General features: G+C 48.3%; 19 protein-coding genes. 14 read left to right on the top strand and 5 right to left on the bottom strand.

The window, feature by feature from the left end; all coding sequences use genetic code 11:
- Positions 1-134 precede the first annotated feature (134 nt).
- Together argS and DXB18_RS06750 are read left to right on the top strand one after the other, a co-directional pair.
- Complete coding sequence (gene argS, locus DXB18_RS06745; RefSeq protein ID WP_118706749.1) at positions 135-1,901, top strand: arginine--tRNA ligase; 1,767 nt, start codon at positions 135-137, stop codon at positions 1,899-1,901.
- A 179-nt stretch (positions 1,902-2,080) separates the two neighbouring features.
- The gene (locus DXB18_RS06750) at positions 2,081-5,422 is read left to right on the top strand and encodes a DEAD/DEAH box helicase (protein ID WP_118706751.1); all 3,342 of its coding nucleotides are present in this window, start codon (positions 2,081-2,083) and stop codon (positions 5,420-5,422) included.
- Here the strand turns inward: DXB18_RS06750 and DXB18_RS06755 are convergent.
- Together DXB18_RS06755 and DXB18_RS06760 are read right to left on the bottom strand one after the other, a co-directional pair.
- Positions 5,352-6,338, bottom strand: coding sequence for a P1 family peptidase (locus DXB18_RS06755; RefSeq protein WP_118706753.1), 987 nt, complete (start codon positions 6,336-6,338; stop codon positions 5,352-5,354). The genes DXB18_RS06750 and DXB18_RS06755 overlap by 71 nt on opposite strands.
- A 75-nt stretch (positions 6,339-6,413) precedes the next feature.
- Positions 6,414-7,046 (bottom strand): ECF transporter S component, encoded by a 633-nt coding sequence (locus DXB18_RS06760; protein ID WP_118706821.1) that lies wholly within the window; start codon positions 7,044-7,046, stop codon positions 6,414-6,416.
- 586 nt (positions 7,047-7,632) lie between these two features.
- On the opposite strand from DXB18_RS06760, the gene DXB18_RS06765 reads away from it, so the two are divergent.
- The 3 genes from DXB18_RS06765 to DXB18_RS06775 are packed head-to-tail and all read left to right on the top strand — an operon-like array spanning position 7,633 to position 10,082.
- The gene (locus DXB18_RS06765; protein ID WP_118543603.1) at positions 7,633-8,742 is read left to right on the top strand and encodes an ABC transporter substrate-binding protein; all 1,110 of its coding nucleotides are present in this window, start codon (positions 7,633-7,635) and stop codon (positions 8,740-8,742) included.
- On the top strand, positions 8,735-9,499 hold the full coding sequence (locus DXB18_RS06770; protein WP_243035347.1) for an ABC transporter permease subunit: 765 nt from the start codon (positions 8,735-8,737) through the stop codon (positions 9,497-9,499). Before DXB18_RS06765 ends, DXB18_RS06770 begins: the two co-directional genes overlap by 8 nt.
- On the top strand, positions 9,480-10,082 hold the full coding sequence (locus DXB18_RS06775; protein WP_118706755.1) for an ABC transporter ATP-binding protein: 603 nt from the start codon (positions 9,480-9,482) through the stop codon (positions 10,080-10,082). Before DXB18_RS06770 ends, DXB18_RS06775 begins: the two co-directional genes overlap by 20 nt.
- A 61-nt stretch (positions 10,083-10,143) precedes the next feature.
- Here the strand turns inward: DXB18_RS06775 and DXB18_RS06780 are convergent, their stop codons facing one another.
- From DXB18_RS06780 to DXB18_RS06790, 3 genes are all read right to left on the bottom strand, one after another.
- On the bottom strand, positions 10,144-11,016 hold the full coding sequence (locus DXB18_RS06780; RefSeq protein ID WP_118543601.1) for a methionyl aminopeptidase: 873 nt from the start codon (positions 11,014-11,016) through the stop codon (positions 10,144-10,146).
- 19 nt (positions 11,017-11,035) lie between these two features.
- Positions 11,036-15,295: a 2-hydroxyacyl-CoA dehydratase gene (locus DXB18_RS06785; RefSeq protein WP_118706757.1), complete on the bottom strand. Its 4,260-nt coding sequence runs from the start codon at positions 15,293-15,295 to the stop codon at positions 11,036-11,038.
- Positions 15,296-15,446: 151 nt separating this feature from the next.
- A complete protein-coding gene (locus DXB18_RS06790) occupies positions 15,447-16,463 on the bottom strand; it encodes a LacI family DNA-binding transcriptional regulator (RefSeq protein WP_118706759.1) in 1,017 nt (338 codons plus the stop codon).
- Positions 16,464-16,846: 383 nt separating this feature from the next.
- On the opposite strand from DXB18_RS06790, the gene DXB18_RS06795 reads away from it, so the two are divergent.
- The 9 genes from DXB18_RS06795 to DXB18_RS06835 all read left to right on the top strand — a co-directional run bounded on the left by DXB18_RS06795 (position 16,847) and on the right by DXB18_RS06835 (position 25,919).
- On the top strand, positions 16,847-18,343 hold the full coding sequence (locus DXB18_RS06795) for a lactate racemase domain-containing protein (RefSeq protein WP_118706761.1): 1,497 nt from the start codon (positions 16,847-16,849) through the stop codon (positions 18,341-18,343).
- A gap of 32 nt (positions 18,344-18,375) precedes the next feature.
- The gene (locus DXB18_RS06800; RefSeq protein ID WP_243035346.1) at positions 18,376-19,563 is read left to right on the top strand and encodes an ABC transporter substrate-binding protein; all 1,188 of its coding nucleotides are present in this window, start codon (positions 18,376-18,378) and stop codon (positions 19,561-19,563) included.
- A 193-nt stretch (positions 19,564-19,756) separates the two neighbouring features.
- Positions 19,757-20,509: an ABC transporter permease gene (locus DXB18_RS06805; protein ID WP_243035349.1), complete on the top strand. Its 753-nt coding sequence runs from the start codon at positions 19,757-19,759 to the stop codon at positions 20,507-20,509.
- Entirely contained in the window at positions 20,506-21,327 is an 822-nt protein-coding gene (locus DXB18_RS06810; RefSeq protein WP_118543652.1) for an ABC transporter permease, read from the top strand. The genes DXB18_RS06805 and DXB18_RS06810 overlap by 4 nt, the downstream gene beginning before the upstream one ends.
- The gene (locus tag DXB18_RS06815) at positions 21,303-22,064 is read left to right on the top strand and encodes an ABC transporter ATP-binding protein (RefSeq protein WP_118543596.1); all 762 of its coding nucleotides are present in this window, start codon (positions 21,303-21,305) and stop codon (positions 22,062-22,064) included. Before DXB18_RS06810 ends, DXB18_RS06815 begins: the two co-directional genes overlap by 25 nt.
- A 12-nt stretch (positions 22,065-22,076) precedes the next feature.
- Complete coding sequence (locus DXB18_RS06820) at positions 22,077-22,823, top strand: ABC transporter ATP-binding protein (RefSeq protein ID WP_118543595.1); 747 nt, start codon at positions 22,077-22,079, stop codon at positions 22,821-22,823.
- Positions 22,824-22,843: 20 nt separating this feature from the next.
- A complete protein-coding gene (locus tag DXB18_RS06825) occupies positions 22,844-24,289 on the top strand; it encodes an NAD(P)/FAD-dependent oxidoreductase (RefSeq protein WP_118543594.1) in 1,446 nt (481 codons plus the stop codon).
- Entirely contained in the window at positions 24,286-25,566 is a 1,281-nt protein-coding gene (locus DXB18_RS06830; protein WP_118543593.1) for an FAD-dependent oxidoreductase, read from the top strand. The genes DXB18_RS06825 and DXB18_RS06830 overlap by 4 nt, the downstream gene beginning before the upstream one ends.
- The gene (locus DXB18_RS06835; protein ID WP_118543592.1) at positions 25,563-25,919 is read left to right on the top strand and encodes a DUF1667 domain-containing protein; all 357 of its coding nucleotides are present in this window, start codon (positions 25,563-25,565) and stop codon (positions 25,917-25,919) included. Before DXB18_RS06830 ends, DXB18_RS06835 begins: the two co-directional genes overlap by 4 nt.
- Positions 25,920-26,081 lie beyond the last annotated feature (162 nt).

Consider the following 26,081-nt stretch of genomic DNA (forward strand, 5'->3'; position numbering starts at 1 on the left):
TCTATACTAAAAGCCTGTATTTTTCAACTGTTTTTTGGGCTTAATCCGCCCTTTTCTTGCATTTTATAGCAGAATCGGATATAATAATAGTTCAGAAAAACGAGGAAAAGAAACCAATCAAAGGAGAAATCAAGGTGAAGAGAATTCTGGATCTGATCGCAGACGAGATGAAGTCTGCATTTACCGCCTGTGGCTACGATGCGTCTTATGCAAAGGTTGTCTTATCCAACCGCCCGGACTTATGTGAGTACCAGTGCAACGGTGCTATGGCTGCAGCCAAGGCTTATAAAAAGAAACCCATCGACATTGCAAATGAGGTGGTAGAGAAGTTAAACGGCGACAACATGTTTTCCGAGATCAATGCCGTGATGCCGGGCTTCATCAACATCCGCTTGAATGCAGCTTATCTTGCTGATTACATGAATGGCATGGCAAAGGAAGAAAAGCTTGGTGTGGAGGAAGAAGGCCACGGTGAGACCATCATTGTGGACTACGGCGGAGCCAACGTGGCAAAGCCGCTGCATGTCGGCCATCTGCGTTCTGCTGTTATTGGTGAAAGCGTAAAGCGCATGGGCCGCTACTTAGGCTACAATATGATTGGTGACGTACATCTGGGTGACTGGGGCCTGCAGATGGGCCTCATTATCGAGGAACTGCGTGACCGTAAGCCGGATCTTGTATATTTCGATGAAACCTATACCGGAGAGTATCCGTCCGAGCCGCCGTTTACCATCAGCGAGCTGGAGGATATTTACCCGACCGCAAGCGGAAAGTCCAAGGTGGATGAGGCATTTAAGGAGCGCGCGCAGACCGCAACCTTCAAGCTTCAGAAAGGTTATCCGCCGTACACTGCCATCTGGAAACATATCATGAAGGTTTCTCTGGCAGATTTAAAGAAAAACTATGGCAATCTGGATGTTCATTTTGAACTCTGGAAAGGCGAGAGCGACGCTGAGGAGTACATTCCGTGGCTGATCCAGGATCTGCAGGACAAGGGTCTGGCGTACGAGAGCCAGGGCGCCCTGGTTGTAGATGTAACTGAGCCGACTGACTCCAAGGAACTGCCGCCGTGTATCGTGCGTAAGTCTGACGGAGCTGCCCTGTACGCAACCTCTGATCTGGGAACGATCCTGGAGCGTGAGAAGGACTTCCAGCCGGTAAAATACATTTATGTTGCAGACAAACGTCAGGAGCTTCACTTTAAGCAGGTCTTCCGTGTAGCGAAGAAGGCTGGATATGTAAAACCGGAAACCCCGATGGTTCATATCGGTTTTGGTACCATGAACGGCAAGGATGGAAAACCGTTTAAGACCAGAGACGGTGGTGTCATGCGTCTGGAGCACCTCATTGCAGATATCAATGCAGCTGTTTATGACCGTATCATGGAAAACCGCAGCATGGATGAGGAAGAGGCAAAGGAGACCGCAAAGATCGTCGGCCTTGCTGCTTTAAAATATGGTGACTTATCCAACCAGGCAGCAAAGGATTACATTTTTGATATCGACCGCTTTATCTCCTTCGAGGGAAATACCGGTCCATACATCCTGTATACCATCGTCCGCATCAAATCCATTCTGGGCAAATACGAGGCACAGAATCCGGACGCAAAGGCAGACACCATTCTCCCGGCAGCCAGTGATGCAGAAAAAGCCCTGATGCTGGAACTGTCCAAATACAACGATGTGATGGAAAATGCATTCGCAGAGACTGCACCGCACAAGATCTGTCAGTACATCTTCGACCTGTCCAATGCCTTCAACAGCTTCTACCATGATACCCGTATCCTGGCAGAAGAGGATAAGGAGCGTCAGGCAAGCTGGATTGCCCTCATCACTCTGGTAAAACGCGTTCTGGAGGCATGCATTCAGGTACTGGGATTTAAGGCACCGGAACGGATGTAACGTTACAGCAGTGACATGCGCCAGGAAACAAGAGAGACAGGCGTGTGAGCTTGCTCACAAAGCAGGTCTCTGTTGTTTTCTGGCATAGGGCGAAGCCCGCGCAGCGAGATGAAGCGAAGTGAAATCGAGCTGGGGTATGTCATCTATAGGGCGAAGCCCGCGCAGCAAGGAGGCATTATATGAAGATCATGGAGTCTGCCACCAGCACATTCTGGAAGGGAGAGCAGGGAATCCAGGCCTCCGTCCAGGATGGGGATCGGTTATACAAAGTAAATTTATATGTCAAGGGTAGTCAGGTTCGTGACTACTCTTGTTCTTGTGTGAATGGAAATTCTTACAAGGGCATGTGCGCGCATGCGAAGCTTGTATGGGAACAATGGAAAAAAGAACAGGAGCTGCATTCCGGCCGCCCTGTCTCCACCTCACAGGAGATCCGCACCATGATCCGGGAGTATACCAACCGGGAAGTGGCAAAGATCATTGAGGATTCGGAGGAGACAGAGATCCGGCTGGTGCCGCGCCTGATGTTGAAAAACGGTTCTGCCAGTCTGGAATTTAAACTGGGGCGGGATCGTTTTTATATTATCAAGGATCTGATGGCGTTTGCGGAAGCGGTGCGTACCGGAGCCAGTGTGTCTTACGGAAAACAGCTGACTTTTCATCACAGTCTGAATGCGTTTGCGCAGGAGGACCGGGAACTTTGTGCTCTGCTGTTAGAGCTGGTGCAGGTTTACCAGGAGCATTTTGAACAGTTCCGCAAGAGTTCGTTTGTGACGATGCAGGGACTTCGCACCCTGAATTTAAACCGGGCCAACCGTGACCGCTTTTTCCAGTTAATGGAAAACCGGGAACTGGAGGTAGAGTTTGGCGATGGAAGCCATGTCAACGTGAAGGTGCAGCAGGAATGCATGCGCCTTCCGGTCCAGATCCGCCGCGCAGGCCGCGACGGTATTGCCGTTTCCGTGGATCAGGAACTGTTTGGAATTCCGGGAGAACGCGGCTGGTATGTGGGAGACCAGACCCGCCTTGTGTGTCTGGATGAAACCGAATCCAGGGAACTTGGCGTGTTCCTGGAACAGGTTTTGAAAGATAAAAAGAGCCATACGCTGGATATTCAGGACCGGGACATTCCACTGTTTTATGAGCGTGTCCTGCAAAAAATCCTGCCTTATGCAGAGCTGACCGTGACGGACGTGGATCTGGAAAGCTACCGCCCGAAGGAACTGAAGGCGCAGTTTTCGTTTGACAGTACCGGTCCGGATGAGATTACCATGAAGCCGCTGCTTTCCTATGGAGATTTTTCTTTCTCGCCTTTAAATGACGACAAGGTTCCGCGGATCATCTGCCGCGATGTCCCGGCAGAATTTAAGATCAGCCAGGTCATCACAAAATATTTCCAGTACCGCGACGGTGAGTCGGAATTTCTGGTAATCCGGGGCGACGAAGACGCACTGTACCGTCTGTTATCCGAAGGCATGGACGAATTCATGTCCCTGGGTCAGGTTCTGGTGACCGATGCGGCAAGACAGATCCGTGTGCTGCCGTCACCGCAGGTGAAAGTCGGTGTTCAGACATCCGGAAGATGGCTGGAGTTGAATGTGGACGCCGAAGGTATGAGCCGGAGCGAGCTGCTTGATATTCTCGCCGGTTATGATCCGAAAAAGAAGTACTACCGCTTAAAAAATGGAGAGTTTTTAGATGTAGGTGAAAATGGCCTGATGACCGTAGCGCGTATGACGGACAGTCTCGGGATTGGAAAGGAAGAATTGTTGTCCGGCACCGTTAAAGTCCCGGTCTACCGCGCCCTTTATCTGGATAGTGTGTTAAAAGAAGGCAATGGCATCACTTTTTACCGGGACAATCTGTTCCGTGCGGTCGTGCGCGGCATGAAATCTGTGGAAGACAGTGACTATGCGGTTCCGGATTCGTTAAAGCAGGTGCTGCGCGGTTACCAGAAGACCGGATACCGTTGGCTGAAAACTCTGGACGTAAATGGGTTTGGAGGCATTCTGGCCGATGATATGGGACTTGGAAAAACCATCCAGATCATCACGCTTTTGCAGGCAGAGGCGAAAACGCACCCGGATTCCCAGACGCTGATCGTATGTCCGGCTTCCCTGGTGTACAACTGGGAGAATGAATTAAAGCGGTTTGCACCGGGGCTGACGGTACAGACGGTAACCGGGACTGCGCCGGAGCGGGAGGAAATTTTGCGGCAGGCGGCAGAGGTGAAAGCTGAAGTCCGGAAACAGGCTGCGAAAGCAGCAGAAGCAAATTCCATGGAATCTGCCACAGGGGCTGCTCTGGGCAATCTGGAATCTGTCCAGGACAATTTGAAATCAGGACAGGAAAATCCGGCATTGGAATCTGTGACGGCAATCTGCCACCCTCAGATTCTGATTACTTCATACGACCTTCTGAAGCGTGATATCGCATTCTATGAGCCGTTCCAGTTCCGCTTCCAGGTGATCGATGAGGCACAGTACATTAAAAATCCGCTGACCCAGAGTGCGAAATCTGTCAAGCTGATCAAAGCGCAGACGCGTTATGCTTTGACAGGTACTCCGATTGAGAACCGTCTGTCAGAACTGTGGAGCATTTTTGATTATCTGATGCCGGGATTTTTGTTCACGTATTCCCGGTTCCGAAAACAGTTTGAAACACCGATCGCAAAAGACGGAAACCTGTATGTCCTGGAAAACTTACGGAGGCTTTCTGGTCCCTTTGTGCTGCGCCGCTTAAAGAAAGACGTATTAAAGGATCTCCCGGACAAGCTGGAGACCGTAGTATATTCTATGGCGGAAGAGGAGCAGAAGCAGCTCTATACGGCACACGCCCTGGCTTTAAAAGAAGAACTGGAGCAGATGAGCGGCGATACCTATGGAAGCGAGCGCATCCAGGTACTGGCAGAATTGACAAAGCTGCGCCAGATCTGCTGCGATCCGTCCTTATGCTTCGACCGTTATAAGGGCGGCTCGGCAAAGCTTGATACCTGTATGGAACTGATCACGGGAGGAATTGCGGGCGGACACAAGATTCTCTTGTTCTCCCAGTTTACTTCGATGTTAGAACTGATCGGAGCACGCTTAAAGAAAGAAGGCATCGCTTTCCATGAACTGACGGGAGCAACACCGAAGGAAGAACGCATCCGTATGGCCGGAGCGTTCCAGACCGATGACACGCCGGTTTTCCTCATTTCGTTAAAAGCCGGAGGAACCGGATTGAACTTAACCGCTGCGGATGTTGTCATCCATTACGATCCGTGGTGGAACGTGGCGGCCCAGAACCAGGCAACCGACCGTGCCCATCGCATCGGTCAGGAAAAGCAGGTATCCGTATTTAAACTGATCATGAAAGATACTGTAGAGGAAAATATCTTAAAGCTTCAGGAACAGAAGCGGGATCTGGCAGACCAGATCATATCCGGAGAGCAGGTTTCTATCGGAAGTCTCAGCAAGGAAGAACTGCTGAAGATTTTGTCCCCGCAGCCCGCACCGCCCTCTGGATCGCCTCAGCCATAACTTCGGCAGCCAGTGTTCCGGCTACATTCAAGTCGGCCGGGACGTCTCCGACAGAAGCCGCGTAGATGGAATCTCCATCGGCCATGGTATTGACCGGGTTGATGCAGCGTGCATAGCCGCAGCGTGCCATGGAAGCCAGCTTGTTTAACTCTGCCTTGGAGAAACCACCGTTGGTGATGATGGCACCGATGGTGGTGTTGCTTTTGCTGTTTGGATCGTTCTGAAAGAGATCTGTGCGCCGGCTGATCTTGTATAATTCTTCACGGGTATCGTAGAAACCGGTACCGTCTTCTTTCTTTGGACCGGCGATTTTTTCTCCGGTAGCCGGATCGAAAATATCACCGAGTGCATTGAGGACGACCACAGCGGCGATTTTCAGTTCTCCGCAGGATACGGCGTACAGACCAAGACCGGTCTTGAATGCTTTGTCCCGGCCGCAGATTTTGCCTACACTGGCACCGGTGCCTCCTCCGACAATGCCGGATTCCGGGTGCGGATGTTCGGCATCGACGCAGGCCGCATAGCCCATGGCGGCATCCGGGCGCACATCTGCACGGCCTATGCCAAGATCAAAAATGCAGGACTGGCAGACAAGCGGAACTTTGGCAAAGCCGGTATCATATCCGATGCCGTGTTCTTCCAGATAACGCATCACTCCGTCACTGGCGGCAAGACCAAATGCGGAACCGCCGGATAAGACGATTGCATTTAAGGGATTATCTGCGGTCAGCGGGGAGGTAAGCGGTGTTTCCCGGGAAGCAGGACCGCCTCCGCTGATGTCGACACCGGCCCGTGCACCATGATCAAAAAGAAGTACGGTGACACCGGTCATGGCATCGTAGTCCTGGGCATTGCCGATGCGAAGCCCTTCTAGTTCGGTAATCGGGATTTCCCGAATGGATCCAAATAAATGCATGAGAATGCCTCCTGGCTATAAAAATTGTGAAAAGCAAAAACAAAGTCCTGCGGTTTTGTTTGAAAAACGGTATGGTTACTGTCTGAAAGCAGCACTCAGCGCGCGGGAAACTGCACTTCCGAGAATGGTGCAAGCGACAGCCTCAATGGCACCCTGCAATCCGACAAACAGGATCACAAAAATGAGTGGATTTGCCGCGCCAAGACCGGAAGCAATGTTCTGGATGTACTCGGTGTGATAAAAGAACAGCACCAGAGAGCTCATGAAGAACAGGGTATTTAAGAGCGGGCAGGCCAGACTGGCTGCAAAGTAGGCACCGTTTTTGGAAAATTTCCGTACAAGCTGGAAGATCAGACCGCTGAGCCAGCCTTCGAGAATACGCGGTACCAGGCAGGTAAACATCAGACCAAATGGATTGATCTGCAGGAGTGCTGCGCTGAATGCGGAACCGCCGGTCAGTGCCATGATCGCACTGGTAATTCCGAATGCTGCACCGCAGATGGCACCGGCTGTCGGTCCCAGAATAATGGCGCCGACGGCAACCGGAACGGTTAAAAAGGTAATGGTAAGTCCCGGAGTACGTAAATAGCCAAGCGGCGAGAAAGCCATGACAAAGATAATGGCTACCATGAGCGCCAGCTTCACCATAAATGAAGTCCGGGAGTGGGAAAGTTCAGAATTGATGGGATTCCTTGTTGCTGTTTTCATTGTTTTCTCCTTCTTTCGCTGATAAAACGGCATGATCTGCAGGCTGCAGCAATCCGTATTGCGCAAAAACAAACAGACCGGTGTCCCCTGTTTTTCAGCATTGTTTAGATTAATTGGGGATACAATGAACGGAATCTTAAGAATGGAAGACGGAACATACCAAAACTGCTCCCTGTGATGGCGAAAAACAGAGTATGTTTGTTGCAGCCAAAATGGTCCGCACGGAATTCTGTTTTCTGCATGATAGAACCGCGCTGTTTTCAAAGCGGTTTTTGGCTGCCACGCATCTGAAAAAAGATGCCGCGGCAGATTATGTAGATTTCATAGGAAACTTTCGTCCTGTGAAATGTTTCATAAAATGAGGCGCAGCCTGCTGCGTCCGACTTTGGGATGATACATTTTCCTAAGAATAACGTTCACCAATACTATAACATAAATCTTTCAAACAGCAAGTGTTTCTGAAGATACATAAGAAAAAATTTCCGATCCTGGGAATCTATGCTACAATAGCATTATGCATTCGCGCTAACCTGAAAGAATAGAACATCTGACAGAAAAGGCGAATGGAGAAAGAGAGGAAAGATTTATGAAGAAAAGAACGATCGCCACTATTTTGACCTGTGCCATGACTGCCGCTTTGCTGGCTGGATGCTCCGGTTCCGACAAGACACAGACGACCGCAGCATCGGAGTCTGAGACCGCAGCGGAACCGTCGGAAGAGGCCACAGAAGCAGCTGCAGAAGCCCAGAGTGAGGAGGCAGGTTCTAAAGCAGATACAGGGGCAGAACATGCGGATGCCATGACATTGCACGTAGGCTCTTTAAAGGGACCGACAACGATCGGACTGGTATCTTTGATGGATCAGGCATCCAAAGGAAATTCCGAAGGTTCTTATGAATTTACCATGGCTGCAGACGCATCTGAGCTGGCAGCACAGATGGTTTCCGGAGATCTCGATATTGCGCTGGTACCTGCGAATCTGGCAAGCGTCCTTTATCAGAAGACAAAACAGGGCATTGAAGTGATCGATATCAACACGCTTGGCGTACTTTACGTTGTAGCGGCAGATGATTCCATCCATAATATGGCTGACCTGAAAGGAAAAACCATATACATGACCGGAAAGGGAACCACACCGGATTATGTACTTCAGTATCTGCTCGGTGCAAACAGCATGACTGCAGATGATGTGAACATTGAATATAAATCCGAAGCGACGGAAGTTGCAGCTGTTTTGAAAGAAAACCCGGATGCCATCGGACTTTTGCCGCAGCCATTCGTGACTGCAGCCATGGCACAGAATGAAAACTTAAAAATGGTGCTGAACCTGACCGAAGAATGGGACAAGACCCAGCCAGAGAACGGAAGTTCCTTAGTAACCGGTGTTACCGTATGCCGGAAAGATGTGATCGAGCAGAATCAGGAAGCTGTTGATACATTCCTGAAAGAGCATGAGGCATCTGCCGATTATGCCAATGCACATGTGGAAGATACGGCATCGCTGGTTGCCGCAGCAGGAATTATCGAAAAAGCACCGGTTGCAGCAAAGGCGATTCCTTATTGCAGTATTACCTACATCGATGGAGAAGAAATGAAAACCAGACTTTCCGGCTATCTGGAGGCATTGTTTGAACAGGATCCGTCTTCCGTAGGCGGACAGCTTCCGGATGATGGTTTCTATTATATCCATGAATAAACTGAGAAAACCTGTTATGATCTGCCTGTGGCTGCTTCTCTGGCAGGCTGCAGCCGGACTGATCCAGAATTCCATTATGCTTGTAGGGCCACTTGAGGTCCTGCAGGCTTTGGGAACGCTGTTTGGATCCCGGGATTTCTGGCATTCCCTGGCGGGATCTTTTTGCCGCATCAGCGCAGGATTTCTGCTTGCTTTTGCGGCAGGAGTCCTTCTGGGCGGTCTGGCATATTGCATTCCGCTTCTCAAAGAATTTCTGGAACCGTTTATGCTGTTTTTAAAATCAGTTCCGGTTGCTTCTTTTGTGATTCTGGCACTGATCTGGGCTGGATCCCGCAATCTATCTGTGGTGATTTCATGTTTGGTGGTTTTGCCGGTCATCTACGTGAATACGTTATCCGGACTGAATAGCACAGACCCCAAATTGCTGGAAATGGCTGCAGTTTTTCAGATGCCCCGCTGGAAAAAACTGCGTTTTATTTATCTTCCTGCAGTGCTTCCCTATCTGTTAAGCGGCTGCAGGATTGCCCTGGGCATGGGCTGGAAATCGGGGGCAGCTGCGGAAGTGATCGGTTTGCCGGAGCATTCGGTCGGAGAGCACTTATATATGGCAAAAATCTATCTGGAGACAGCAGATCTGTTTGCATGGAGCCTTGTGATCATTCTGGTCAGTGCGGTGAGTGAACGGGTATTTTTATGTTTGCTGTCCAGACTTTGCCCGCAGAAGGGAGAAACGGCACATGAAACTGCAGATCCGTGATGTATCAAAAAAGTTTGGTGATCAGAAGGTCCTGGAACACGTTTCCATGGATCTGGAAAGCGGTCACATTTACTGCCTGATGGCGCCCTCCGGAAAGGGAAAGACCACACTTTTTCGGATTTTAATGGGGCTGGAAGATGCGGATGCAGGCTCGGTTACGGTGTTTACGCAAAATGCAGTCCGGACAGCCGTTTCTTCGATCCGGATCAGCGCTGTTTTTCAGGAAGACCGTCTTTGCGAAGCGTTTTCGCCAGTCGATAACGTGCTTATGACAGCGGATTTGTCCATGGACAGAAAAAAAGTATGCCAGGAGCTGCGAAAACTGCTGCCGGAAGAATGTCTGGATCGTTCAGTTTCTACATTGAGCGGCGGGCAGAAACGCCGCGTAGCCGTCTGCAGGGCTCTGTGTGCGCCGTTTGATCTTCTGATCCTGGATGAGCCATTTACCGGTCTGGATGACGGGACACGCAGGCAGGTGCTTGGCTACATACAAAAAAAGTGTGCCGGAAAGCTCACGCTTCTTAGCACACATCAGGAGGAAGATATTCAGGCGTTATCCGGGATCCGCCTGTCACTTCCGTAAATATCATATTGCATAAAAAATGCGCAGACTCATACGAAATTGTAGGGTCTGCGCATTTGATTTAATATGCGATGATCTCGTATCCGTCTTCGGTAACCAGCACCTGGATCTCCCACTGCGCAGATGGTTTTCCATCTTCGGTGTATACGGTCCAGTCGTCATCTGCGTCCACGAAAACATCCGGTTTTCCCATATTTACCATAGGTTCAATGGTAAACATCATGCCCGGGACCATAAGCATTTCGGTGCCGCGCTCGGAAACATAGCTGACCCATGGTTCCTCGTGGAACTGGAGTCCGACACCGTGGCCGCCGATCTCGCGGACGACGCTGTAGCCGTTTTCGCGTACAAAATCATGGATGGCAGCACCCATATCACCTAAGAAATTCCATGGTTTTACTTCTTTTAATCCAACTTCAATACTCTGTCTGGTGATCTCTACCAGGCGCTTTTTTTCTGGTGAGACATCGCCGATGCAGAACATGCGGGAGGAATCGGAATAGTAGCCGTTTAAGATGGTCGAGCAGTCTACGTTGATGATATCGCCATCCTGAAGAACGCGGTCCGGATCCGGGATGCCGTGGCAAACAACTTCATTAATGGAAGTGCAGACACTTTTTGGGAAGCCTTCGAAGTTTAACGGAGCAGGAATGGCACCGCGTTTTGTGGTTTCCTCATAAACCCACTGGTCAATCTCTTCCGTGGTGACCCCTGCCTTGATGTGCTCCGCCACATAGTCTAACACGGCAATGTTGACTTTGGCACTTGCCTTGATCTTTTCAATCTGTTCCGGAGTTTTGATCATATTGTGCTCCGGGACGATACAGCCTTTGTTCTCGTACATTTTCAGCTTTTCATCGAAATCGTAATGACATTTTTTGTATTTGAGTCCGCTGCCGCACCAGCAGGGACTGTTTCTGTCGATCATATGCATAGGGAAACCTCTTTTCTTTTTAGGAAATTGCTTTATTTTCTTCTGCTTTTAACTGCTTCTGTGCGGTTGCCAGCATCAGCTTGATACGGTTTAACTGGTTTACCTCGCTGGCACCCGGATCGTAGTCGACTGCGATGATGTTTGCCTCCGGGTGGGAAGCGCGCAGCTCTTTGATGACACCTTTTCCTACGATGTGGTTTGGCAGGCAGCCAAACGGCTGGGTGCAGACGATATTCTTTACGCCGCTGTGGATCAGCTCCAGCATCTCGCCGGTTAAGAACCAGCCCTCACCGGTCTGGTTGCCGAGGGAAACATAGTGTTTTGCCATATCAGCCAGATCACTGATGCGGGACGGCGGGATGAAGTTTTTGCTGGCTTCCAGCTCCTTGCGTGCAGTCTTACGGAAATACTCTAAAAGGGAGATCCCCAGGTTGCACAGGCGGGCGGTGGAGCGCTTGCCGCCAAGGTGGTCTGCCTTGAAGTTACTGTTGTAGAAACAGTATAAAAGAAAGTCCATCAGATCCGGCATCACTGCCTCAGCACCTTCGGATTCCAGCAGGTCCACGATGTGGTTGTTGGCAAGCGGGGAGAATTTTACCAGGATCTCACCGACAATGCCGACCTTCGGCTTCTTAATATCTAACCGCGGCAGCTCGTCGAAGTCGTGGATGATTCCCTTAATGTTTCTTCTAAATTCCATCATGTTTGCGGAGCGGGTGGAAAGGCTCTTGATGCAGCGGGCTTTCCATTTTTCATGCAATGCGTTTGCGGAACCCGGAACCTTTTCGTAAGGACGGGTGGCATAGAGCACGCGCATGAAGAGATCGCCGTAAACAACGCCCTGCATCGCTTTGGTGATCAGTCCTGGTGTGAACGTGAAGCCAGGGTTGGTTTCCATACCGTTCGCATTGACGGAGATGACCGGGATCTGAGGCATACCGGCTTTTTCCAGTGCACGGCGGATAAAGCCAATGTAGTTGGAAGCACGGCAGCCACCGCCGGTCTGGCTCATCAGGACTGCGGTGTGGTCGAGGTCATATTTACCGGATAACAGGGCATCCATGATCTGACCGATGACGATCAGGGACGGATAGCAGGCATCGTTGTTGACGTACTGCAGTCCGACATCGACCGCGTTTTTGCTGTCATTCTGCAGCACCTCGATCTTGTAGCCGAATGCACGGATGGCTGGTTCAATCAGCTCAAAGTGGATCGGAGACATCTGCGGGCAGAGCAGGGTATAGTCTTTCTTCATTTCCTTGGTGAAGACAACACGGTTGTAAGCGCTGGATACGACCTTGCGCTCGAAATGCTTCTGCTGGCGCACCTTTAAGGCTGCAATCAGGGAGCGGATACGGATTCTTGCCGCACCGAGGTTATTGACCTCATCGATCTTTAATACGGTGTAGATCTTGCCGGAGCCGGTCAGAATATCGTGTACCTGGTCGGTGGTAACGGCATCCAGACCGCAGCCGAAGGAGTTGAGCTGGATTAAATCCAGGCATTCGCTGTTCTTTACATAGGTGGCAGCGCGGTACAGTCTGGAGTGGTACATCCACTGGTCGGTGACGATGAGCGGGCGCTCTGCATCGGCCAGGTGGGAGATGGAATCTTCCGTCAGGACTGCAAAGCCGTAGGAGGTGATCAGCTCCGGGATACCGTGGTTGATCTCCGGGTCTACGTGGTAAGGGCGGCCGGCCAGGACGATACCGTGGCGGTCGTGTTCCTTTAACCAGGCAATGGTTTCTTCGCCTTTCTTTTCCATGTCACGGCGGGAAGCAAGAAGCTCTTCCCATGCAGTGTGTGCTGCCTTCTGGACTTCTACGGAAGAAATATGGTATTCTTTGCCGAATTCCACGATAAGCTGTTTGGTCAGCACTTCTTCGTTGGTAAATGCAAAGAACGGATTCATAAAGTGGACATCGAACTCAGAGAGCTCTTCCACATTGTTTTTGATGTTTTCCGCGTAGGAGGTAACCATCGGGCAGTTGTAGTGGTTTCCTGCCTGCGGGGTCTCGTTGCGTTCGTACGGAATGCATGGATAGAAGATATCGCGTACACCCTGACGGATCAGCCAGGAAATATGGCCGTGCACCAGCTTTGCCGGATAGCACTCAGACTCACTCGGGATGGACTCGATGCCAAGTTCATAGATCTGTCTGGTAGACTGCGGAGACAGAATCACGCGGAATTTTAATTCCTTTAAGAAGGTAGCCCAGAACGGGAAGTTCTCGTACATGTTCAAAACACGCGGAACACCGATGGTGCCGCGGGTGGCTTCATCAGCCGGGAGCGGCTCATAGTCAAACATCCGGTGATATTTGTAAGCGAACAGGTTCGGAATTTCTTTCTTGGCTTTTTCTTTTCCAAGACCGCGCTCGCAGCGGTTTCCGCTGACAAACTGACGTCCGCCGTCGAAACGGTTGATGGTGAGGACGCAGTGGTTGGTGCAGCCCTTGCAGCGTGCCATGGAAGTCTCATATTTTAAGGAAAGAATCCGGTCAAGCGGAAGCATGGAGGTGCCCTTTTCGTGGTTGCAGCGTTCTCTTGCGATCAGCGCGGCACCGAATGCGCCCATGATACCGGCGATGTCCGGGCGGACTGCTTCACATCCGGCAATCTTTTCAAAGCTTCTGAGCACGGCATCGTTGTAGAAGGTACCGCCCTGAACAACCACATGGGTGCCCAGGTCCGAAGCATTGGTGATCTTGATTACCTTAAATAATGCATTTTTGATGACCGAGTAAGCAAGACCGGCAGAGATATCGGCTACGGTAGCGCCTTCCTTCTGTGCCTGCTTTACGTTTGAGTTCATGAATACGGTGCAGCGGGTGCCCAGGTCTGTCGGGTTCTTGGCAAAAAGCGCTTCCTTCGCGAAGTCAATGACGGAATAATTCAGGGACTTTGCAAAAGTCTCGATGAAGGAACCGCAGCCGGAAGAACATGCCTCGTTCAGCTGCACGCTGTCTACGGTATGGTCCTTGATGCGGATGCATTTCATGTCCTGTCCGCCAATGTCCAGGATGCAGTCTACATCCGGCTCAAAGAATGCTGCTGCGTAGTAGTGGGAGATGGTTTCAACCTCTCCTTCATCTAACATCAGGGCAGACTTTAATAAGGCCTCGCCATAACCGGTCGAGCACGACCAGGCAATGTGTGCGGTTTCCGGAAGTATCTCTTTGATTTCAGCTATGGCACGGATCGCAGTTGCAATGGTGCTTCCGTTGTTGTTGTCATAGAAGCTGTAGAGAAGGCTTCCGTCCTCGCCGACCAGGGCCACCTTGGTGGTGGTGGAACCGGCGTCGATTCCCAGATAACAGTTGCCGCTGTATGTGGATAAGTCTCCTTTTTTTACCTGATGCTGTGCATGACGGGCCTGGAACGCATCGTAATCGGCCTGGGATGCAAAGAGCGGCTCCATACGTTTTACCTCAAACTCCATCTTGATGCCGGAGGTAAGACGTTCGATCATATCGGTCAGGGATACGGTTATGTTCTCGTCAGCATTCATGGCTGCACCGATGGCAGCGAATAAATGGGAGTGATCCGGTGCGACAATATGGTCTGCATCCAGATTCAGGGTACGGATAAAGGCCTGGCGCAGCTCCGGCAGGAAATGCAGTGGGCCGCCGAGAAATGCCACGGTGCCGCGGATTGGTTTTCCGCAGGCAAGACCGCTGATGGTCTGGTTGACCACAGCCTGGAAAATGGATGCGGAAAGATCTTCCCTGGTAGCACCCTCGTTGATGAGCGGCTGGATATCAGATTTTGCGAAAACGCCGCAGCGGGCTGCAATCGGGTAGATCATCTGGTAATTTTTGGCATACTCGTTCAGACCGGAAGCATCGGTCTGTAAGAGGGATGCCATCTGGTCAATAAAGGAACCGGTACCGCCGGCGCAGATTCCGTTCATGCGCTGGTCGATACCGCCGGTAAAGTAAATGATCTTTGCGTCCTCGCCGCCCAGCTCAATGGCAACATCGGTCTGCGGGGCATAGTCCTGCAGGGCAGTAGCAACCGCTACAACCTCCTGGGTAAACGGAACATCTAAGTGACCGGACAGCGTCAGACCGCCGGATCCGGTAATGCTTGGGGAGACAGTCATCTCGCCAAGTTTTTCTTTTGCTCTTGATAATAAAAGAGCGAGCGTCTTCTGGATGTTAGCATAGTGGCGCTCGTAGTCGGTAAATAACATATGATGTTCGCTGTCTAAGACTGCGATTTTTACGGTAGTGGAACCAATATCGATTCCAAGGGTATTATTATGTAATAAACTCATTTGATGCGGGGAAAACCCCTGCCTCCTTATCTAAAAAGACACACTTTTTCAGAGTACAGTGCAGAGTTTAACATAAAATCTTCCATATTACAATTTATGGATGCGTAAAAATTTAGTTAAGAAATTTGGAAACTTCTGTCAGAAAGAAGGATCATAGCTTTTTGCAGCTTCCCCTTTTTATGATGCTGTATGGAAATTCTACTTTCAGTTTACTGCTATGACCACCGTCTACCCGGTCAAGAAGAATGCGAACTGCCATTTTGCCCATTTCCTCTAGAGGTACATGGACGCTGGAAAGCATGGGCGAAGTGTATTGGACATTTTCTACATCGTTACAGCCAATCAGGGAAATATCATCGGGGACACGGATGTTCCGGTCACGGCAGGCGCGCAATGCACCGATAGAAACCATATCATTTGCACAGAATACGGCAGTGACATCCGGAGCAGAATCTAACAGGCGCAGCATTCCCTGGTATCCTCCATCCATGGACAAAAACATGTCACTAATGATATAACGGTCATCTACGGGCAGATTTAATGATTTTACTGTTTCGCGGTATCCACGCATACGCCCTTCGTTGCTTCCAATAAAACCTATTTTTCTGTGTCCCTGTGAATAAAAATAGTTGACAACGCTACAGGTGATCTTGTAGCTGTCGCATACGATCTGATCGCAGTCTGCGTCCAGAATATTCAATCCCACATAGATAATCTTCTTGAAATAAGCTTCTAACTGGTGCAGTGTTTCCGCTTTGAAACGGCCAATGATGATCAGACAGTCGGAGGGTGTTGCTGACAGAATGGGGGACATTAGATTAGGACTTTCCAGCGCGCTGGCAGAAAACGTGTACTGCAGGATATAATTATGCTTAAATGCTTCCTGTTCTACGCTTTCCAGAATTTTTGTATAAAAAGGGTCATCTTTTGTCTCCTGGGGAGCAACTGCAAAAAGACAGTATAGTGATTTGGGCTTAAGACTCCGGTGGGAGTCGCTGCCCTGAAGCTGCCTGGCAGCCAGATTTGGCATGTAGCCCTGCTGTTTTGCAACTTCCCATATTTTCCGCCGAAGTTCCTTACTGGCAGCAGATGTATTTTCTGTATTCAGAACTCTGGAAACAGTGGAGATAGAAACACCAACCTCCGCTGCAATGTCTTTTAATGACATAAAATATCCCCCTTCTGTGTCACATCAAGAATTTATGCATCATTATTAACAAGAATACCATAAATAGAAGAAAAAGTATACATATTTACTATAACAAACGTTTGTGTAAAAATCAAGAAATGATACAGTGAAAAATAACAAAATAATTTGTAATAAATCGAGAATAACCGTTAAAATATCAACCAAATTTGAAAAGTATCAGTTGTGCCAATTGTTTAATAAATTTCAAAAAGCCTTTAAATACAGCAAGACAAACGTTTGCTTAAAAAGTTGCCCGATATTTGCGCTAAACGAATTGACTAACACGAAAATTATGCTATAATTGTGACAAAAAGTGATGGGAAATGATGCGAAAATTGTACAAAATAACGGAGGTATCCATCATGAAACATTTTGAATTTGAATATGGAGAAGGTACTTTGGGTGCCTGGTTGCCGGATAATACAGACACATTTATTCCTGGTGTTACTGTGCCGGATCCAGACTACATTCCGGAGGAGAAGCTGGAGGCTGCTTATAAAGAAAGTTTGGCTCATCCAATCGGTATGGAGCCGGTGAAAAATCTGGTTCACAAGGGAAGCAGGGTCGTCTTTATCATTCCTGATCGTGTGAAAGGCGGAGAGCAGCCAACCAGCCACAGAAAACTGGCTGTAAAGTATATTCTGGAGGAACTTTACGGGGCAGGTGTGGAGAAAAAAGATATCCTGTTCATTATTTCTAATGGACTTCATCCCAGAAGTACAGACAAAGATGCCCTGGCAATCTTTGGACCGGAACTGTATAAAGAGTTCTGGTATACGGGACAGATCATCAGCCACGATTCCGAGGATATGGAACATATGGTAGATCTGGGACTTACAGACAGAGGTGATCCGGTTTTCATCAATAAATATGTGTATGAGGCAGATCTTCCGATCCTCATCGGACATGTTCAGGGAAATCCTTATGGAGGTTATTCGGGAGGTTACAAGCACAGTGCAACTGGAATTAGCAACTGGAAGAGCATTGCCAGCCACCATGTTCCCATGGTTATGCACAGGGATGATTTTACACCAGTAAACAATGCCAGCCTCATGAGAAATAAATTTGATGAGATTTCCATGAAAATGGAAGAAAAAATGGGACATCCGTTCTTCTGCTGTGATGCGGTTTTGGATACAAAGAGTCGTCAGATTGCTATTTTTTCTGGATACGCAAAAGAAATGATGCCGTTGTCCTGGAAAGTGGCAGATAAGCGCACTTACGTACATTGGGCAGAAAAAAAATACGATGTTCTGGTGTTCGGCATGCCGCAGAAATTCCATTATGGAGATGGTATGGGAACCAATCCGATTATGATGATGCAGGCACTGTCTGCACAGGTGCTCCGGTTTAAGCGAGTCATGAGCGATAACTGCGTGATTATCTGTTCCAGTCTCTGCAACGGTTTCTTCAATGATGACAGATGGCCTTATCTGCGGGAATGTTATGAATGGTTCCAGAGGGATGAAATGAACACGTTGCCGGATATGAACCGGTTAGGCGAATATTTTGCAACCAACGAGGAATATATCCGGAAATATCGTTTTGCAAATGCCTTCCATCCATTCCATGGTTTCTCTATGATGAGCTGCGGTCACATCGCTGAGATGAACACAAGTGCCATCTACATTGTAGGAGCTAAGGAACCTGGTTACGCAAGAGGAATGGGATTAAAGACAAGAGCTACCTTTGAGGAAGCACTGGAGGATGCGAAAAAGAAATTCGTAGGAGAGAATCCGAACATTCTGGCACTTCCGCAGACCTTTAAGGTTGCGGCAGTACATCTGGGCATGAAAAATCCGGATGAAGACCCAATGGATGCATACGGTCACCGCCATCAAGGCTGTGGCTGCTGTTAAAAAGTATGAAATAAAAGAAGGGAGAAAGTATAATGAGAAAGATGAAGCAGAAAGCATTGGCGATTGTGGGCGCGGCAGTTCTTATGGGGGCATTGACTGCATGCGGAGGATCTGGAAATGCGGCTAAGACAACCGAGGCAGCAACGGATACCGAAGCAGCGAAAGAGGACACAAAGGAAGAAAAAACAGAAGCAGCAGAGGAAGGCGCAGACACTACACTGGGATTGAAACCATTGGATGAGCGCACAACCTTAAGTATTGGTTTCTTTGCAGGATCTGCGCATTCCATGCCATGGTATGTGGCAGATGAGATGGGCTTTTTCGATGAATTGAATATTGATGTAGAATATCAGTCCTTTACCGGTGGTCCGGCCATGATGGAAGCCAGTGCAGACTGGGATGTGTGCGATGTAGGTGCTCCTGGTGTATTAAATGGTATGAAGAACTATGATATCAACATGCTTGGTGTATGCGACAACGAATTTAACACAGCATTGTTTGTACGTCCTGATACCGATCTTGCTAAAGATCCGAAAAATCCGGATAACTGGAAAGGCAAGAAAGTTCTGTTAAACAGAGGAACTACATTGCAGTATATGTTTATGGCATTTATGAATAGCATTGGCATTGATGATCTGGATGCTTATGGAATTGAAATCGTGGATACAGCAGTTGGAACCTGCCTGACTGCATTCCAGACTGGCGAAGGTGACGCAATGTGCGTATGGAACGCATTTGCATGCCAGGCAGAGGAAAATGGTTATGTTCGCGTAACGGATATTAAGGATTTGGGGCTGAATAATATTTCTGCTATGTGTGCAACCAAGGATGCCATCGAGAACAAGACTGAGCTGGTTGAAACTGCATTCCAGGTATATTACAAGACTTGGGAATGGTGCAATGAAAGTGAAGAGAATATGGCAAAAGCAGAAGAGCTGTTTGTACAGTCCTGCGAGGATGAGGGTGTTGCTGTCACCGAGGACATTGCAAAGCGCCTGATTGAAGAGTACAATTGCCCGACACTGTCTGAGGCGGTTTCTGCTATGACAACAGAGGAAGATGACCGCAATGGAAGTGGAAATAAGGTTACAAAGGCTACCAACCAGCTCTTTGAGACTCTGGACTTCTTCATCACACTGGGCAACTACACGGAGGAAGATCGTCAGACCATCCAGGATAAAGGTCTTGTAAATCCTGTTATTGCAGAAGCAGTGAAGTAGTAATTGTACATTGTGAGCCCGAAAATGTTTCCGGGTAAATAAAAAAGAGGGAGCGGATGATACGAAAGGAAAATCCGTTCCCTCACTTAAATGAAGGAGGGATTACAGCATGAGTGACCAAAACGTACACCGGCTGTCAAACGAAGAACGTGTTGCCAAAGTGCAGACGGAAAAGAGAAAAAATGACTTTCAGATGGCGATGCTTTCGGCTATTGGCGTATTGGCTTTCCTGCTGATCTGGCAGTTGGCGGTTGCGTCTGGGTTCCTTCCCAGCAGATATGTTCCGATGCCGTCTGAGGTTGTGAAATTGTTTTTTGTAAAATTAACGGATCCCAATCCGGATGGAGCAGTCCTGGGAGCTCATATTGTAGCAAGCCTTCAGGTTGCCTTATCAGGATTTTTCCTGGCTATTATCATTGGCGTTCCGTTGGGACTGTGCATGGGATGGTTTCGGGGATTTGACAGTTTTATGCGTCCTATATTTGAAATTCTGCGTCCTATTCCGCCAGTATCATGGATTCCCATTACCATTATCTGGATGGGGCTGGGACTGAAGGCAAAAGCTTTTATCGTATTTTTTTCCGCATTTGTTCCATGCGTCATCAATTCCTACACAGGAATCCGCCAGACAAGTGAAGCCCTCATCAATGTGGGAAAAATTTGCGGTGCTTCTAATTTCACTATTTTCCGTACAATCGGGATTCCATCTGCTATGACGATGACCTTTGCGGGAATCCGTGTAGCGCTGGGCAATGCCTGGGCTACCTTAGTAGCAGCAGAGATGCTGGCGGCAAATCTGGGACTCGGATATATGATTCAGCAAGGTCGCTCTTTTGCGAGACCAGATATCATCATCCTGGGCATTGTGGTAATCGGAGCACTTGGTGTAGTATTCACTTGGCTGTTAGGCCTTGTTGAAGGAAAGGTTCTGGGGTGGAAAAAATGAAAAAAGAAAAAGAAGAACTGTTCCTCAGTGAATATGAGAAAAAAGAAATTCTGCGGAATCGGATTTACAGGGTTCTGCCGGTTATTGCAATCATTATGCTGTTTGCACTGTGGGTTGCGGCTTCCTCGAAGCCTGGATCTCAGTTTCCTTCTCCTGCAGCTGTGTGGGATCGTTATTTAAAACTTTTGGATCGTCCTATTAAAAAACTTGGACTGTTTGGACATATCTGGGCAAGCCTGAAACGAGTGTTTATCGCGCTGGGACTGGCCTGGGTTCTGGGAATTTCTTTTGGCATTTTCATCGGTTGGAATAAGAAGGCGAATGCCCTTTTTGGCCCTATTTTTACTGCTTTTCGTGCAGTTCCGCCACTGGCATGGGTTCCTCTGGTGACAATGTGGTTCGGAATTGGTGAGTTTCCAAAGGTTCTTATCGTCTTTATTGGTGCGTTGATGCCGGTGGTTGTAAACACTCAGGCAGGAATTGCCAATGTCCAGAGAGAGTATTTGGATATCGGAGTGATTTTTCACGCGAACAAGTGGCAGACATTGTTTGAGATTGCCATTCCTTCTGCACTTGATGCTATTTTTGCCGGAATCCGTAATTCAACCTCTGCAGGCTGGATGGTCGTGCTGGCAGCAGAAATGTTAGGTGGCAAGTCTGGTGTAGGATTCTTGATTGTCAGAGGTATGGATTCTGGAGATTATCCACTGTGCCTTCTGGCTATGATATGCATCGGAGTAGTCGGCGCACTGCTGGCCATTCTCATTCAAATCTTAGAAAGGATTATTTGCCCATGGACAGCCAAAAAATCAAATTAAAACTGGAACATATTTCGCAGAGTTATATTGTAGGAGATAAGGTTTTTGACGCGGCAGTTGATGTCTCTTTTGATGTAAAGGATTCAGAATTCTTAGTTATTTTAGGACCTGGACGCTGTGGAAAAACCATTTTGTTAAACATGATCGCAGGAATTGAAAAACCGGTAGATGGAACGATTTTCCTGGACGGGGAAGAAATCAAAGGAAGCGATGAACGAATCGGAATGGTATTCCAGAAGCGTGCTCTGATGCCCTGGAAAACGGTTATGCAAAACGTGGAGTTTGGACCTAAAATCAAGGGAATTCCAAAGGAGGAGCGTCGCAAGATTGCTCAGAAGTACATTGATCTGGTGGGACTTCAGGGCTTTGAGAAGAGCTACCCGGGCGAATTGTCCGGCGGTATGAAGCAAAGAGTCAGTATCGCCAGAGCGTATTCCAATAACCCTCAGATTCTTCTGATGGATGAACCTTTTGGTGCTCTGGATGCCCAGACCCGCTATGCAATGGAGGAAGAGGTTCAGAGAATCTGGCAGGCGGAGAAGAGAACCGTTCTATTCGTGACAAATAACATCGAAGAGGCATTGTATCTGGCGGATCGCATTGTTCTGCTGTCTAACTGCCCGGCTCATGTGAAGGCAGTTTACGATATCAATCTGCCGCGACCAAGAAATACCATTGACCCGGAGTTTTTGCGTTTGCGTAAAGAAATTTCCGATAACACGGATCTGGCACTGTAGGAGGGACAAGAGATGAGCGACAATCAGTATAAAGTAGAGGTCCACAATCTGACGAAGAATTTCGGCAGTTTGAAAGTGTTAAACGATATTTCTTTCAATATTAAAAAAGGCGAGTTTGTCTGTATTGTAGGTCCTACGGGTTGTGGAAAAACCACATTTTTGAATCTTCTGACTAGAATTTATATGCCTACAAAAGGTGACTTGTTAATTGACGGTGAGAGCGCCGATCCGAAAAAACACAACCTGGCTTTTGTGTTCCAGGAACCGTCGGCACTCCCATGGAAGACCGTGGAACAGAATTTGAGGTTTGGTCTGGAACTAAAAAAGCTTCCAAAGAAAGAAATTGACGAACGAGTAGAAAATATCATCAAGCTTATGGGACTGGAGCCGTTCAGAAATTCTTATCCACATCAGCTTTCCGTTTCTACAGAGCAGAGAATCATTATCGGACGGGCATTTGCCATGAATCCAGATTTGCTTCTTATGGACGAACCTTATGGTCAGATGGATATTAAGATGCGATTTTATCTGGAGGATGAAGTGTTAAAGCTGTGGAAAGAGACAGGCGCTACAGTGCTGTTTATCACCCACAATGTTGAGGAGGCGGCTTACCTGGCAGAGCGTGTACTGATTCTTTCCAATAAGCCAACGACAATCAAGGAGGATTTGAAGATTGATCTTCCAAGACCAAGAGATGTAACTTCACCGGAATTTATTGCCAAGAGACAATATATTACTGACCAGATTAAGTGGTGGTAAAGCGAAAAGGAGTGCAGCATATGTATGATGTGTTGATTGTGGGGTGCGGTGTGATTGGGGCTGCTACGGCTTACCAGTTATCCAGATATAACCTGTCTGTATGCGTTTGTGAACGTTACAATGACGTCGCAAATGGATGTACGAAGGCAAATACCGCTATTCTTCATGCCGGATTTGATTGTCCGGTGGGAAGTATGGAAGCAAAACTGAACATTCGCGGGATTAAGCTGGCAAAAGAAATATGCGAAAAGCTGGATGTAGAGCGGCTTGATATGCCTACGTTTATCATTGCATATGACAACCCACATGAACTGGGGTATATCCAGGAATTGTATCGCAGGGGAGTAGCAAACGGCGCAGAGGGCGTACGCATTGTAGATCATGATGAGGCTCTGAAGCTGGAACCGGCTTTAAATCCAAATATGAAAGCGGCTCTTTATGCGCCGGGATCAGGCATCATTAACCCTTGGGAATACTGTATTGCCATGGCGGAGACAGCTGTTCGAAACGGCGTAGATATAAAACTGGAAAGCGAAGTTACTGCTATTGAAAAGGTAGATGACCATTTCTGTGTAACTACTGCTTCCGGAATCTATGAGACCCGTTATGTCATCAATGCAGGTGGTGGCTGGTCAGCAGAAGTTTACGGCATGGTGGGTGGTCATGAATTGCATCAGACCAACTTTGCAGGTCAGTATTATGTTTTGGATAAGTGCGAGGGAGAGAAACTTCATTCCGTAGTATTTCCGTGTCCTGATGAACATGGATTTAAGGGAATCTGCGTGACACCTACGGTGCATGGAAATCTTCTGGTAGGTCCTGACTGTTATGAAGTACAGGATGGTGATCATGTAGGAACGGATCCGGCTACATTGGAGCTTTTAAAGGAGCAGGGACATCGTTCTGTGCCCGGAGTGGATTTCAGAGAGATTATTCATGAGTATGCCGGCGTTCGCCCCAATACTCAGGTCCCGGATTTTGTTATCGGTGAAGCAGAGTGCTGCCCTCATTTTATTAATCTGGCGGGAATCAAGTCGCCAGGACTTTCCAGTGCTCCGGCCATTGCTGAGGAGGCAGAGCGTATCCTGAGAGATTGTGGACTGGAAATGGAGAAAAAGGAATCCTTTATAGACGAGAGAAAGAAAGTACGTTTCCGTTATCTCAGCGAGGAGGAGAAAAGAAAAATAATTCAGAAAAATCCTCTGTATGGTCGCATTATCTGCCGCTGTGAGACCGTGACAGAGGGGGAAATTGTAGATGCCATTCATAGTCCTATAGTTCCACGCAGTGTGGACGCTATCAAACGCAGATGCAATGCTGGAATGGGACGTTGCCAGGGTGGATTCTGTGGCCCTCGTGTTCATGAAATTCTTGCAAGAGAATTGTCTGTAAGGCAGGAGGAAATTTTGATGGATGAACAGGGAACCTTCATTATCACTTCTGCAGTAAAGGAGGTTGCCGGATGAAACGTGTTTATGATGTAGTGGTAGTAGGAGGAGGTCCGGCTGGTCTGGCGGCTGCATGCAGTGCAAAGCAGGCAGGAGCAGAGGATGTGTTGGTGATTGAGCGTGATAAAGAAGCCGGAGGAATTCTAAATCAATGTATCCATAACGGTTTTGGTCTCCATTATTTTAAAGAGGAATTGACGGGACCGGAGTATGCGGCACGATTTGTAAAAAAAGCCCAGGAATTCGGGGTGGAGGTTTTGCTGGATACCATGGTCCTTTCCGTAGACCATCACAGGATAACGGCCTGCAACACAAAAGATGGTCTGTTGGAAGTGGAAGGACGTGCGGTCGTTCTTGCCATGGGATGCAGAGAACGCACCAGAGGTGCTGTAGCAATTCCGGGAGACAGACCGTCTGGGGTGTTTACAGCGGGAACGGCCCAGCGATACATGAATATTGAAGGTTACATGGTAGGTCGCCGGGTGGTGATCTTGGGAAGCGGTGACATCGGACTTATTATGGCAAGGCGCATGACGTTAGAGGGTGCAACGGTTTTGGCATGTGTGGAATTAATGCCATACTGCAACGGTTTAAATAGAAATATTGTGCAGTGCCTGAATGACTACGATATTCCGTTGTATCTATCTCATACGGTCACAAATGTAGAGGGACTTCACCGGGTGGAAAAAGTAACGGTAGCTCAGGTGGGAAGTGACAGGAAACCGATTCCGGGAACAGAAATAGTTTTCGATTGTGATACCCTGCTTTTATCGGTGGGACTGATACCGGAAAATGAATTGACAAAGAAGGCGGGAATTCCGCTTGATACAGCCACCAGAGGTGCGGTAGTTTACGAGAATATGGAGACGGCAGAGCCGGGTGTTTTCAGCTGCGGAAATGTGGTGCATGTCCATGACTTAGTGGATTTTGTGACGTCGGAAAGTGAGCGGGCAGGAAAAGCAGCAGCAATGTATGCAGCGTCCTGTATCAGTGGAGCAGCAGAACCGAAAGAGGAGACGGTTGTTACCCTGAAAAAAGCCGGTCGTGTGACTTATACAGTTCCGCAGGCAGTCCGAATAAACCGGATTGATAAGGGCGTGGATGTATCGTTTCGTGTTAATGCTGTTATGAATGACAGCGAGATTCAGGTGCTCGACGGAGAAAAGCAGATTTGCTGCTTTAAGAGGGAACATATGGCTCCTGGTGAGATGGAACATATTTTCATTCCTGCAAAACTGATGAAACAGATATCGGGAGACCAGTTGACCGTTCGTGCAGAGGAGGTGGGCAAATGACAGAGCTGATTTGCATTGTATGCCCCAAGGGCTGTCATCTTCATGTAGATGAGAAAAATGATTTTGCAGTGACAGGAAATTCTTGTCCAAGGGGTGAAGCGTACGGAAAAACAGAACTATCAAATCCTACCCGTGTTCTCACAAGTATGATTCGTGTTCAGGACGGAACCATTGCCTGTTGCTCTGTGAAAACAAATGCTGGAATTCCAAAGGCAAGCATTTTTGAAGCAATGGAAACTTTAAAACCAGTGCGTGTGAAAGCGCCGGTTCACATTGGTGATGTGATTGTAAAAAATGTCTGTGACACAGGTGTTGACTGGATTGCTACAAAGAATGTAGAAATAGCAGAATAAAAGATATGAAAAAAGCCCGGTGGTGCTATCTGACTTGGATAGGTTTCCGGGTTTCTTTTTTGCATTTTCGGTTGCTAAATTTTTGTAATAAATTCATCAGATGTGGGAAAACTTCCTCTTTACTTAGCGAAAAAGACGCATCCTCCCCGCATACAATGCAGG

The organism is Clostridium sp. OM02-18AC (genome assembly GCF_003481825.1).
Lineage (GTDB): Bacteria > Bacillota > Clostridia > Lachnospirales > Lachnospiraceae > Brotaphodocola.

Excerpts from the sequence above, each read along its gene's own strand:
- DXB18_RS06800 (WP_243035346.1), top strand. The coding sequence starts at position 18,376 with ATGAGAAAGATGAAGCAGAAAGCATTGGCGATTGTGGGCGCGGCAGTT.
- DXB18_RS06830 (WP_118543593.1), top strand. The coding sequence starts at position 24,286 with ATGAAACGTGTTTATGATGTAGTGGTAGTAGGAGGAGGTCCGGCTGGT.
- DXB18_RS06750 (WP_118706751.1), top strand. The coding sequence starts at position 2,081 with ATGAAGATCATGGAGTCTGCCACCAGCACATTCTGGAAGGGAGAGCAG.
- DXB18_RS06795 (WP_118706761.1), top strand. The coding sequence starts at position 16,847 with ATGAAACATTTTGAATTTGAATATGGAGAAGGTACTTTGGGTGCCTGG.
- DXB18_RS06835 (WP_118543592.1), top strand. The coding sequence starts at position 25,563 with ATGACAGAGCTGATTTGCATTGTATGCCCCAAGGGCTGTCATCTTCAT.
- DXB18_RS06820 (WP_118543595.1), top strand. The coding sequence starts at position 22,077 with ATGAGCGACAATCAGTATAAAGTAGAGGTCCACAATCTGACGAAGAAT.
- DXB18_RS06790 (WP_118706759.1), bottom strand. The coding sequence starts at position 16,463 with ATGTCATTAAAAGACATTGCAGCGGAGGTTGGTGTTTCTATCTCCACT.
- DXB18_RS06770 (WP_243035347.1), top strand. The coding sequence starts at position 8,735 with ATGAATAAACTGAGAAAACCTGTTATGATCTGCCTGTGGCTGCTTCTC.
- DXB18_RS06785 (WP_118706757.1), bottom strand. The coding sequence starts at position 15,295 with ATGAGTTTATTACATAATAATACCCTTGGAATCGATATTGGTTCCACT.
- DXB18_RS06805 (WP_243035349.1), top strand. The coding sequence starts at position 19,757 with ATGGCGATGCTTTCGGCTATTGGCGTATTGGCTTTCCTGCTGATCTGG.
- DXB18_RS06760 (WP_118706821.1), bottom strand. The coding sequence starts at position 7,046 with ATGAAAACAGCAACAAGGAATCCCATCAATTCTGAACTTTCCCACTCC.
- DXB18_RS06755 (WP_118706753.1), bottom strand. The coding sequence starts at position 6,338 with ATGCATTTATTTGGATCCATTCGGGAAATCCCGATTACCGAACTAGAA.
- DXB18_RS06765 (WP_118543603.1), top strand. The coding sequence starts at position 7,633 with ATGAAGAAAAGAACGATCGCCACTATTTTGACCTGTGCCATGACTGCC.
- DXB18_RS06825 (WP_118543594.1), top strand. The coding sequence starts at position 22,844 with ATGTATGATGTGTTGATTGTGGGGTGCGGTGTGATTGGGGCTGCTACG.
- DXB18_RS06780 (WP_118543601.1), bottom strand. The coding sequence starts at position 11,016 with ATGCATATGATCGACAGAAACAGTCCCTGCTGGTGCGGCAGCGGACTC.
- DXB18_RS06815 (WP_118543596.1), top strand. The coding sequence starts at position 21,303 with ATGGACAGCCAAAAAATCAAATTAAAACTGGAACATATTTCGCAGAGT.
- DXB18_RS06775 (WP_118706755.1), top strand. The coding sequence starts at position 9,480 with ATGAAACTGCAGATCCGTGATGTATCAAAAAAGTTTGGTGATCAGAAG.
- DXB18_RS06810 (WP_118543652.1), top strand. The coding sequence starts at position 20,506 with ATGAAAAAAGAAAAAGAAGAACTGTTCCTCAGTGAATATGAGAAAAAA.